Origin of the sequence: Confluentibacter lentus (assembly GCF_002806995.1) — a bacterium.
In the GTDB taxonomy this organism is placed as follows: domain Bacteria; phylum Bacteroidota; class Bacteroidia; order Flavobacteriales; family Flavobacteriaceae; genus Confluentibacter; species Confluentibacter lentus.
In genome coordinates, this window is the sequence record NZ_NIHE01000005.1 from 70,335 (window position 1) to 82,976 (window position 12,642).

Sequence of the window (12,642 nt, forward strand, 5' to 3'; positions counted from 1 at the left end):
TGTTTTTTATGAAATGAATGGTATTTTTGTGCCACAATTCAACGTCTCTATGTATAAATTACTTATTCGTCCCATATTATTTTGGTTTGATCCTGAAGATGTGCATTATTTTACGTTTTCGCTCATTCGGTTTATAAACAAGATTCCTTTTGTTTCATCCATTATTAAAAAAATATATCAAGTTGAAGATGCTTCTTTGGAAAAGGAATTATTCGGATTAAGATTTAAAAATCCCATTGGCTTAGCTGCGGGATTTGATAAGGATGCGAAACTCTTCAATGAATTATCAAACCTCGGATTCGGTTTTATTGAAATAGGCACACTAACACCAAAGGCACAACCGGGAAATCCTAAGAAAAGATTATTTCGCTTAAAAGCAGATTCAGCTATTATTAACCGTATGGGATTTAACAATGGCGGTGTTGAAGACGCTGTGAAACGTTTAAAAACTAACAAAGATGTTTTAATTGGTGGCAATATTGGAAAAAATAAAGTAACGCCTAATGAGAATGCTGTTGATGATTATAAAATGTGTTTCAACGCCCTGTTTGATTATGTAGATTATTTTGTGGTGAATGTCAGTTCGCCCAACACGCCTAATTTAAGAGCTTTGCAGGATAAAGAGCCGTTGACCAATCTTTTAAAAGACTTGCAGATTGAAAACGCAAACCATACAAAAAAGAAACCCATTTTATTAAAAATTGCTCCAGATTTAACCAATGAGCAATTATTGGATATTATTGATATTGTTGCAGAAACCAAAATAGACGGCATTATTGCTACTAACACTACCATTTCAAGAGACGGTTTAACGTCTGAAAGTAAAACAGAAATGGGTGGTTTAAGCGGGAAACCATTAACAAATCGCTCTACGGAAGTGATTCGGTTTTTGGCTGAAAAAAGTAATAAGGCATTCCCTATTATTGGTGTTGGAGGCATTCATACCGTTGAAGACGCTTTGGAAAAACTGGAAGCTGGTGCCGATTTAATTCAGCTTTATACCGGATTTATCTATGAAGGACCAAAACTTATTAAGGATATCAATAAGGCGCTGATTAAAAAGTAAGTTACTTGATGAACTTTTTAACCACTCTGGACTTTCCATTATTTAGAGTCAACAAATACGTTCCCGAAGATAAGTTATTAACGTCAATTTGTTTGTTGGTAAGTGGCCCTTGGGACAATACCTGACCATAAAAATTAGATATTTGATAATGGGTGGCACTATCATCAGTTGCTGAAGAAATGTTTAATGTACCATCTGAAACAGGATTTGGATAAATTTTTACCTGAGCTAATGGAGATTCTTCAACATCTTCGATAGTAGCGCCAAAAAACTGCATTTTTGTATATAGAAAGAAAGCATACATGCGAGCCTGTTGTTGTTTAGAGAATCGGGTTCTACATCCTTTGTAGGAATAAGACATCAGATTGTAAGTGTCAGGTTGATATTTATCACCATTAGCATCAGTTGCAGTTCCTATATAGTTGCATGAATCCAGATTGTTAGAACCTAATTTTGGATCGGCAGGAGTGTCACAAACACCATCGCCATCCGTATCACAATTGGTTCCATTTACCAACTCTGTAGTCGCATTATCGTTCGGGCCGTGGGTATGTATTAAAGATAGAAAGTGGCCTATTTCATGTGCCAATGAAGAATCGTTTATCGCACAACTGTTTTGCATAAAAATAATATTGGCATTTTTGGTAATGTTCGCATAACCACAAATATTATTGTTGGATTCATTTTTTAGGTTATTTGCAAAGTAAATATTCAATGCCCCTTCTGTATAATTGTTTTTTGTCAATTCACTTTCATCACTTTTGTTAAAATGGTAAAAAGCATCATTATCAATATAATTGATATTATCACTTAATGAAAACTGAATATAAATATCTTTAAAAATGGCGTTAAGATTATCAATAGTTTGCTTTAAATCATCTACATCTAAACCGTCACTTCCTTGAGACGTTCTAATAATGTGGGCTTTAATCGGGATATGTTCAACTTTTATGTCATGAGCTCCTTTTGCAGAAGAAGATTTAGCCATAAAACTTTTTTCATTTTTAGCGATTTCAGACCTTATGCTATTGTAAAATTCAAGCGATTCTTTACTGGTGGTTGTCCCACAACTGTATTCTGGATTATTTTGGGATGAGAGATGGAAAGGTAACAATAATGATACCGAAACAAGTAGAATACTAATTTTTATTTTAAAAAGATTCATTGGGGACGAAACATTTATTCAAATGTATTCTTAATTACAAGTGAAGTATAATAAAAACGTTGTAGCGTTAATTTTATCGATTATTTAACAATAGCATCATTTTTCTGAACATTATTTTGTGTATCAAAGATTTATTGTGAAATTGATTTAGAAAACGAGTGGTTAATTTATCATGAATGCTTCCAAAAAATAATAGTATTTTTATCATCCCTATTTTAAATGATACATGCCAAGTCCGATTAAAATCATTGAATGCCCAAGAGATGCCATGCAGGGTATAAAAACCTTCATTCCCACAGAAGCTAAGGTTCAATATATACAATCATTGTTACGTGTAGGTTTTGATACTATCGATTTTGGGAGTTTTGTATCACCCAAGGCCATTCCGCAAATGGCAGATACGGCATTGGTATTATCTCAATTGGATTTAAGCAGCACAAAGAGTAAATTATTAGCTATCGTTGCTAATGAAAGAGGTGCTGAAGATGCTTCGCAATTTTCTGAAATTGATTATTTGGGGTATCCCTTTTCCATTTCTGAAAACTTTCAAATGCGAAATACCCATAAAACCATTGCGCAATCGGTTTTAATATTGGACGACATTTTAAATATTTCAAATAAAACGAACAAACAGGTTGTTGCTTATTTATCCATGGGATTTGGAAATCCTTATGGCGATCCTTGGAATGTTGATATTGTTGGGGAATGGACCCGTAAATTATCTAAAATGGGCGTAAAAATCATTTCGCTTAGCGATACTATTGGTTCGTCTAATCCAGAAAATATTCATTACTTATTTTCAAATTTAATTCCTTTATATCCTGATATTGAGTTCGGAGCGCATTTGCATACGACTTACAATTCTTGGTTTGAAAAAGTGGATGCTGCTTACAAAGCAGGCTGTAACCGGTTTGATGGTGCCATTCAAGGATTTGGAGGTTGCCCGATGGCGAAAGACGAGCTAACAGGAAATATGCCTACGGAAAAATTACTTTCCTATTTTACATCAAAAAAAGTAAATAGTTTAAACGCATTAAGTTTTGAAAGTGCCCATAATGAGGCGACAAAGATTTTTAGTATATACCACTAAAAAAAGAGCGCCATTTTTAATGGTGCTCTTTTTAAAATAGATCTTTTCAGTCTTGATTAGAATCTGATTTCTAAACCTCCGTAAGCTCCAAAAGGATGTCCCGGGCGTAAACCAGATGGTGCACGGGATACCGCATAGGTTTCATCTAAAAGGTTGATGATATTTCCAGTAAGACTTATATGCTTGTTGAAGTGGTATTTTCCTGAAAAATCAATGATAAAATTAGAGTCCACACTCTCATTTTCTTGAAAACTGCCAGTTCCAGCAACAGTTCTGAACTGTCCGTTATAACGACCACTTAGGTTAAGTTCAAAACGGTCATGCTCTAATGAAATAACCGCATTAAATTGGTGTTTGGAGATGTATGGTAATTCATCGCCTTTAGTAACGTCTCCCCAAAGTTCATCGGTACTTTCAAAACTGTTTAAAATCTCCGTATCAGTAAAGGTATATCCAAAAGATATGGGTAAAGCAAATTTTGATGTTTTAGGAAGTAAATTATAGTTTAAAAGGACTTCAAGACCCTTTACAACAACTTCACCTGCATTAAATTGCTCTAGAGAACCTGTACCTCCTGATGCTGCCAAGTCGCTACCCAATAGATTGCTGTAATCATTATAAAATCCAACCAATTCACCATTAATACCAAAAACGTTGAAGCGTGAGCCCAATTCGTAATTGATGCTTTCCTCTGCTTTTTGTCCAGGTTGGTTGCTTGGTGGTGAAAATCCTTTATGCACACCACCAAAAGTTGATATGTTATCTGAAAAATTGTAGTTAAATCCTATTCCTGGAATAAATACATCTACTTTGTTTTCTCTGGTAGAAAGATTGGTACCTGTTCTATTTACATCATTGGAACCGAAATTGGCTTGTGACAAAGTGATATTCTCATAACGAATACCAGGTGTAAGAGTCAGGCTTTTATATTTTAGTTTGTATAATGCAAATGCAGCAAAGGCATTGGCATCGCTTATGCGGTTTGCATCTGTTCCAGGTACACCGGCATTGGTAAGATTCATGTGTCCGTTAAAAATATTATAGCCATCTACCCATTGAAAACGGTCTTCTTCGTCGAAGTGGTAACGTGCTCCCACTTCAATATCGTGGAATGTGTTGTTTCCATACCAGTGATAATCCAATTTGGTTTGAACACCTTTAGATACATATTCTCTGTTATTCGCTTTTACATTAAATGCATTATCGCTACTGTTTGCATCACCTCTTATTATTGAAAAATGGTTTGAATAGGTTGTTGGGTCTTTAAGTATTGATGAAATACCAACTTTTACACCGTTAAATGTAACATCATTCAACTTGTACCAGTTTCTTGAAAAACCATTGTAATACCCGTTGGTTGTAATTCTAAAGTTTGGGTTGACATTTATGGAATGGGTCAATTGTAATTGGATGTGCTCGGTGGTCATTTTATCCACTTGCGAACCTGCATAACGACTGAACGGTGAACTCTCAAAGTCATCATTGGTCAATCCCAAATAGGTTTCATCTGATACTTCATCCGAATATTGGAATTTTATGTCGAAGGCTTGTTGCAGTTTCGCTTCTTTACTGCTGTTTATTCTGAATTTTGCTACCACATCATTTTTATCAAATCCGGTGTCGTCGCCATTCGGTAAATTTTTAAAACCATCCGAATTATAATTAAGATACTCCACCATATAGCCAAAATTGTCTTTGCTGTCGCCTACTTTAGCATGTAATTGTCCGGTGTTAAAGCTGCCATAATTGGCTCTCACAGAACCATTAAATGTTTGTGGAATCTGTGTGGAAACCATATTAATGGCACCACCAGAAGTAAAAGGGCCGTATTGAACCTGACTGCTACCTTTTAAGATTTCTATGGCAGACATACGGGCGACTGTCGGGAAATAATAAGCAGCAGGCGCACTGTAAGGAGCCGGAGCTATTAATACACCATCTTCCATAATGGTTATTTTTGAACTACGTTCTGGCGACGTACCGCGTAAACTAATATTGGGACGTAAACCAAAACCGTCTTCTTCATATATATTAACTCCCGGTACGGTACGCAGTATTCTATTTATGTCTGTATAACTGAATTTTTCAAGTTCTTCAGGTGAAATATAATAAGCAGATCCCGTTCTGTTTTTGGCTACATATTTGTTTCCTAACATGACATCGGTACTGATGATGACTTCATCCAAATTTTGAATGGAATCTGTTTGTGTCTCTTTTTTACTGGTTTGTTGCGCAAAGTTTAGGTTTGATAATCCAATTGCGATTAATAAAAAGGTTAGATATTTATTCATTTATTTAGACTTATTAAAAATAACGATTATTAATATGCTGCGAAAATAATATCTAAAATCATATTTTCAAAATTTATTTAGAATAAATAAAAATAAAAAAGGTAAAAAGATTTATTGGAAATTTTATAGAAAGTTAAACGATTTAGAATAAGATACTTTTCTCAAATTGAAATGCTTTTTTATTAAAAAAGAGGTAAGTTTTCTCTTTTGAATTCTATTTTATTATCATAATTGAGAGAATCTACTATATTATTTTTTTCCTGTGTATAATTAAAATAGAAACGAAAAAAATGCGTAGATTTGCACGCAATTATAAAGTAATTGCCATGACTGCACATCAAAATAAAATAGTAGGGGAAGGTCTTACTTACGACGACGTCCTTTTAGTTCCCGCTTTTTCAGAAGTTTTACCTCGCGAGGTTAGTATCCAAACAAAATTCACACGAAATATTTCCATTAACGTTCCTATTGTTTCAGCAGCTATGGACACCGTTACCGAGAGTAAAATGGCGATTGCCATGGCTCAAGAAGGTGGTATAGGCGTATTGCATAAGAATATGACGATTGAAGCCCAAGCTTTAAAAGTTAGAAAGGTAAAACGTGCAGAAAGTGGTATGATTATAGACCCAGTAACCTTGCCTCTTACGGCTCGGGTGATTGATGCAAAGCAGTGTATGGCAGAATATGGCATTGGAGGTATTCCCATTGTAGATGAAAATGGCGTATTAAAAGGCATTGTTACTAACCGTGATTTGCGTTTTGAACATAAAAAAAGCAGACCCATTGTTGAGGTCATGACCAGTGAAAACTTAGTAACTGCTCCAATGGGAACCTCGCTTCAAGATGCTGAGATTATTCTCCAACAGCATAAAATTGAAAAATTACTTATAGTTGACGACCATTTTAAATTATCTGGTTTGATAACTTTTAGGGATATTACAAAATTGACCCAAAAGCCAAACGCTAATAAAGATAAATTCGGACGCTTACGTGTTGCGGCAGCTATTGGTGTCACCGCAGATGCTTTAGAAAGAACGGAAGCTTTGGTAAATGCAGGTGTTGATGCCGTTGTTATTGATACAGCGCACGGACACACCAAAGGGGTGGTGAGTGTTTTAAAAGATATTAAAGCAAAGTTTCCAGAGTTGGATGTTATTGTTGGAAATATAGCAACAGCCGCCGCAGCTAAATATTTAGTGGAGGCAGGTGCAGATGCCGTGAAAGTCGGTATAGGTCCAGGTTCTATTTGCACCACGCGTGTGGTTGCAGGTGTCGGATTTCCACAGTTTTCAGCGGTTTTGGAAGTCGCAGCAGCTATTAAAGGCAGTGGAGTTCCAGTAATAGCTGATGGAGGTATTCGTTATACAGGGGATATTCCAAAAGCGATTGCAGCGGGAGCGGATTCTGTTATGTTAGGGTCATTATTGGCAGGAACTAAAGAATCTCCAGGAGAGACTATTATTTATGAAGGTAGAAAATTCAAATCCTATCGTGGTATGGGTTCTGTGGAAGCCATGAAGGAAGGCAGTAAAGACCGTTATTTTCAGGATGTAGAAGATGATATTAAAAAATTAGTACCAGAAGGAATTGTGGGTCGTGTGCCTTATAAAGGTGATTTATATGAAAGTATCCATCAGTTTGTTGGGGGTTTACGTGCCGGTATGGGCTATTGTGGTGCTAAGGACATTGAGACCTTAAAAGAAACAGGACAATTTGTAAAAATAACATCAAGTGGTATTAACGAAAGTCATCCACATGATGTGACGATAACTAATGAATCTCCTAATTATTCGAGATAAGTTTTAAAATATATTAAATAAAAAATCCAATCTGGAAAGGTTGGATTTTTTATTCTACTCTATAAATAAATTCTTTATAAGCAATGGCCCCATTTTCACCAATCGCTTCAATAATGACCATCATTTCGCCAGCAATATCCGCATTATAAAATGATGTTTTACCTATTCCCAAATCATCGGTTTTCAATATGGGTTGCCAATGTATCACTGACCTTAAATCGGGTTTTTGTAAATCGTCTGCCTGTACGTTATTATATTTAGGCGTATAAAATTCTTTTGTTTGTGAAAAGATAGGTACAGATGTTTTCATGATCCCTTTAGGGCTACTAACACCATATAAGCCTTTTTGACCATAAGTGTAGATTGCTATTACATTGCCCCACATCGGAGGTTGAAGACATGGACGACTAGGGTATGTTTCGCAAAATAGAGATGGAAAATCTTTTGCATATTCAATAATTTCAACACTGCTTACTTCACTTGGAGGAATATTTTGAATTAAAGGATATTCATACTCTTTTAGTGGAATTCCGTCAATAACAACTAATGTTAGTTCACCATTAAAAGCCCTTGCGTATAAATTGCCATCTGTCCCTCTTTTTATCGAAAGCTTATCAGAAAAACTAAACATAAGCACACTATAAAGTCCGAAAGACCATTTTTTTTCTGCTGCAGCGACATCATCACCTTCAATAACCTTATCTGGTTCGCCAAACCTATCCATCACTTTTTTACGGTTTGGGGTTAGCTTATAGGCATTAATAATGACTTCATCCAAAAGAATATCATCAGAATTTAAAGAGAAATTATTATAAACCAATTTCTTTTCATCTTCTTTTCTTAAAAAGATCTCCGCGATGCTATCCAATTTTTCAACGGACTTTTTGTGGTTAAAAGTAATGGCTGGCGATTGTTTTCTGTCCAAAAAGAAATTATAGTTCACTTTTGTTCCGGATTTTTTGGCACTTTGGAGTACGATGCCCATATCCTTCCCAAATTCATCGGACAGATTGAACTTGAAATTGCCAAGGCTATCCGTTGTTTGAGCGTAAATATCTTTGCTTTCACCAAAGGTCATCATAGTGATTTCGGCAGGCCTCCTTTTGTTTTTTGAAAGCGCACTGGTAACATGGCCCGAAACAGCTAGAGATGTCTCCGGTTTAAAAGGCAGTCTTTCAAAAGGTTTTGAATACTTATACTGTCTCCAACCCTGGGTGAGCATGAGCGCATCCAAATCGCTTTGCATATCGTTATTATTACTAAAATAAAAACCAGGGTTTTCTATAGGCCCTTTCAATTCAGAACTCAATAAGAAATAAGACGAAATGTTGTCCCTCTTACTTTGCATCTCTCCCAATTGTTCCTTGTTGATAACTAAAACAGATGAATTGGAATTTATCGGTTCACCATTAATGTTTGTGGTTTCAATATTAATATGGGTCAATTCCCGTTTCGAGAAGATTGATTTATCGGTATTTATTTTAATGTTCAAGTTGTTTCCCAACCGTTTATTGAAATAAATACGTTCGGCCACAGCTTGGTTTTTATCGTCCATCATTTTAAAAACAATGATGCCCTCTGGAAGGTCATTACTAGAAAACATGAATTTTCGATTACCATTTTTTAGTGGCGACTTCAAATCATACATTGTCACGCCCCTAAAGGAAACATTTATATAAATGCTATCATTTTTTAAATAATTGGATGAAGTATTTACGGTCATAATTTTGTCCTGCTCTGAAACAGACAGTACATTTCCTAATGAAGCTATTTTTGGTAAGGGGTATAAGATGTCGGTTTTGTTTGATGCAATCAATTTGGCGTAATAGGTTTTGGTGCTATCCACTTCGTTCAATTCAAAACTGCCCATGCCTAGGCTGTTGCTTTTAAAAGAGGTAATCAATAGATTGTTTTGGTCAACAATATCACCTTCAATTTTAGTGCCGCTTCCAAAAGCATTCAAAGCTTTAAAGCCGACTCTACTTGATAATCCATGGACCAATTCACCGCTCTCAGGGAAGAATTGCAGGTAAATAACCTGTTCGTCCAACACAATGGTCTTGGAATATGTTTTCTGGTTAGAGGTTATGAGTTCCAAAGTTGCCAACTGACTTTCTTTTGGAATGATATAGTCTATTTGGTAACTATCGTCCTTTTCTTTTTTAATTGCTATAGAATCCTTTTTGCCATCAATAGTAATAGAAAGTTGTAGTTTGTTTTTATGAAGGGTATCCAGAACAAATGGGTTTAGGATTGCTTTTAGATGGTCATCTTCGTTTGCGTCTTTAATTAATGTCAAATTACTAATGGCATTTTCTTTGTTGTTTTTATTGAGAGGGGTGAACACTTGCACATACTTTTCAAAGAAGAAATCCGTATCAAAGTTTTTGTTCCATTCAGTGTAGGCCCTGATGAGGTAGGTGCCAGTTTGTAAAGCTTCGGGTAAATCGAAATGTCCGTTACCAATGCCTTGGTTTAATTTGAGTAATTTTTTTTCAACGAGTGTTTTTTCAGCATTGATGAGTTCTACATATAGAACGCCACTCAAATCAGTAGGGGTGTTGTCAAGTGATTTTGTGACAATGGATTTAAACCAAATGGTAGAACCTGTGGTATAGATATCCTTATCCAATTGCAGGTATATTTTTTCTGCTAAAGAGGCGTTGGGAATAGTGTTCTGCCCAATAGTTATGTTAGGCAAACATATTCCTGCAATAAATAGTAGATGGATGATTGTTTTCATATTGTTTTATTCCACTTTATAGCTGTATTCTTGATAGCCAATAGCCCCATTGTCACTAATGGCCTCCATAATTACCATCATATCACCTGTAACGTCTCCATTGTAAAAAGAGATTTCAGCTTTGCCAGAATCATCGGTTTTTAATATGGGTTGCCAATGGATTACTGTTCTTAAGTCGGGTTTATCCAATTCTTTTGGAATTGGCTTATCATATTTTGGGGCATAAAATACTTTGGTTTCTGAAAAGACAGGCACAGAAAGATTGGTTATTCCTTTTGGTTTGCGTTGGTATGCCCCATGAATACCTATTCCTGCTTTAGTGTAAATGGCAATAATATTTCCTGTTGGAGGGGGATCTTTACAAGTTTGTGGAAATAATTCACAATAAAAACTAGCAAAAAACTTAGCATATTCAATAACCTCCACACTGGTAACTTGACTTGGTGGTATACCTTCTATTTGTGAGTATTCATAAGGCCTTACAGTAACGCCATCAATAACAACAAGTGTTGGTTCATTGTTTATACCAAACGCATACAAAACGCCATCAATTCTTTTTATTTGAATTTTATCTGGAAAACTAAACATTAGCACACTATAAAGTCCATAGGACCATTTTTGTTCTTTCTCTTGTATGTCTTTACCATCAATGATTCTGTCAGGTTCGCCAAACCGTTTGGCGACTTTTTGCTGCGCAGCGTTAAGGTTTCTGCCGGTTAACACTACTTCATCTAAGGCAATATTGCCTTCGGGAATAAAAAAATCATCTTCGGCTTTTTTCCTTTCAATGGTTTTTTCAACAAGCTTTTCAATTTTCGGGTTAGGTTTTTCTATCTCTTTTGTATGGTTGAAAACAATTGGCGGGACGGTTCTTTCATCAATATTAAAATCATATTCTACTTTTTTACCCGATTTTTTAGTGCTTTGGATAAGGATGTTAAGTTCACCTCCAAATTCATCATCCAAATCAAAATAAAACTTGCCAAGACTATCGGTGGTTTGTGCGTACAGAACTTCTTCTTTCCCGAAGGTCATCATAGTTAAATCAATATGATTGCCATCGTTTTTGGAAGATTTACTAATTATATTGCCGGAAACGGTTAATGAAGATTCTGGTTTGAACAAAAGTTTGTCATAAGGTTTCGAATACTTATAATGCCTCCAGCCTTGGGTAAGCATTAGGGCATCCAAATCGGTGTCCTTATTTTCATTATTGTTGAAATAATAACCCGGATTTTCAATCATGCCTTTCAGCTCCGAGCTCAACAAAAAATAAGACAGGATATTATTTCGTAAACTTTGCATCTGCCCCAATTCTTTTTTATCAATTACCAAAACGGATGCATTGCCATTCATGAATTCACCCTTGCTATTCGTGGTTTCGAGAGTTAAATGGGTCAGTTCCCGTTTTGAATATTTGGATTTATTGGTCGACACTTTTAAATTTAACTCATTTTCCAAACTTTTATTGAAATAAAGTCTTTCAGCTACCATCCGTTTATAATTGTCCATCATTTTAAAAACAAGGATGCCCTCGGGAAGCTCGTTACTTGAAAACAGGAATTTTAAATTACCGTTTTTGAGTGGCGCCTTTAATTCATGAAGTGTTGTTCCCCTAAAGGAAACATTCAAATAAATGGAATCGTTTTTTAAATAGTTTGATGCCGTGTTTATGGTGATGATTTTATCCTTTTCAACCACCGAAAGGACATGTCCCATAAATGCTGCTTTTGGCAACGGATGGATTTTTGGATCGTTCTTAAGTTTGGCGTGGTAGGTTCTGTTGCCGTTCACCGAATCCAGTTGAAAACTCCCCATGCCAAGAGAATTGCTTTTAAAAGTTGTTATTTGATTATTTTCATCATCAAATACAGCGCCTTCCACAGGGATTCCTGTTCCAAAGCTATTTAAGGCCTTAAATCCAACCTTGCTTGAAAGCCCATGAACCAATTCGCCGCTTTCGGGCAGAAACTGCAAGTCGATGTAATTATTGATTGTAGACGTGATTTCTGGGTGTTCTTCCGTGGATGATAATTGTATTTGCGAAGTGACTTCTTTATTTGTTGTACTGTCATAAATAGAAAACACTTGCACATACTTTTCAAAGAAAAAATCGGTATCAAAATTCTTGTTCCATTCGGTGTATGCCCTGACGAGGTAAGTGCCGGCTTGTAAGGTTTCGGGTAAATCGAAATGTCCCTCGCCAATGCCTTTGTCAATTTTAATTAGTTTTTTCTCAATAAGTTTTTTTTCAGCATTTATGAGTTCTACATAAAGTACGCCACTCAAATCGGTAGGGGTGTTGTCAAGTGATTTTGTGACGATGGACTTAAACCAAATGGTGGAACCAGTAGTGTAAATATCCTTATCTAGTTGCAGGTATATTTTTTCTGCTAAAGAGGCGTTGGAAATAGTGTTCTGCCCAATAGCTACATTAGTCAAGCACATCCCAATGATTAACAATAAATGATTTATTTTCTCCATAGTA

General features: G+C 35.7%; 7 protein-coding genes. 3 read left to right on the forward strand and 4 right to left on the reverse strand.

Annotated elements, in window-relative coordinates:
* Positions 1-49: 49 nt before the first annotated feature.
* On the forward strand, positions 50-1,066 hold the full coding sequence (locus CDH50_RS10545) for a quinone-dependent dihydroorotate dehydrogenase (protein WP_100612391.1): 1,017 nt from the start codon (positions 50-52) through the stop codon (positions 1,064-1,066).
* 1 nt (position 1,067) lies between these two features.
* On the opposite strand, the gene CDH50_RS10550 is transcribed toward CDH50_RS10545, so the two are convergent.
* Complete coding sequence (locus CDH50_RS10550) at positions 1,068-2,231, reverse strand: zinc-dependent metalloprotease (RefSeq protein WP_100612239.1); 1,164 nt, start codon at positions 2,229-2,231, stop codon at positions 1,068-1,070.
* A gap of 226 nt (positions 2,232-2,457) precedes the next feature.
* On the opposite strand from CDH50_RS10550, the gene CDH50_RS10555 reads away from it, so the two are divergent.
* Entirely contained in the window at positions 2,458-3,321 is an 864-nt protein-coding gene (locus CDH50_RS10555) for a hydroxymethylglutaryl-CoA lyase (protein WP_100612240.1), read from the forward strand.
* A gap of 56 nt (positions 3,322-3,377) precedes the next feature.
* Here CDH50_RS10555 and CDH50_RS10560 read toward each other — a convergent pair whose 3' ends face one another.
* Positions 3,378-5,612, reverse strand: a complete 2,235-nt coding sequence (locus CDH50_RS10560) for a TonB-dependent receptor family protein (RefSeq protein WP_100612241.1) — start codon at positions 5,610-5,612, stop codon at positions 3,378-3,380.
* Between the two features lie 326 nt (positions 5,613-5,938).
* On the opposite strand from CDH50_RS10560, the gene guaB reads away from it, so the two are divergent.
* Complete coding sequence (gene guaB, locus CDH50_RS10565; RefSeq protein WP_100612392.1) at positions 5,939-7,411, forward strand: IMP dehydrogenase; 1,473 nt, start codon at positions 5,939-5,941, stop codon at positions 7,409-7,411.
* Positions 7,412-7,460: 49 nt separating this feature from the next.
* Here the strand turns inward: guaB and CDH50_RS10570 are convergent, their stop codons facing one another.
* Together CDH50_RS10570 and CDH50_RS10575 are read right to left on the reverse strand one after the other, a co-directional pair.
* Entirely contained in the window at positions 7,461-10,154 is a 2,694-nt protein-coding gene (locus tag CDH50_RS10570; protein WP_157804971.1) for an MG2 domain-containing protein, read from the reverse strand.
* A 6-nt stretch (positions 10,155-10,160) separates the two neighbouring features.
* On the reverse strand, positions 10,161-12,638 hold the full coding sequence (locus CDH50_RS10575) for a hypothetical protein (RefSeq protein ID WP_157804972.1): 2,478 nt from the start codon (positions 12,636-12,638) through the stop codon (positions 10,161-10,163).
* Positions 12,639-12,642 lie beyond the last annotated feature (4 nt).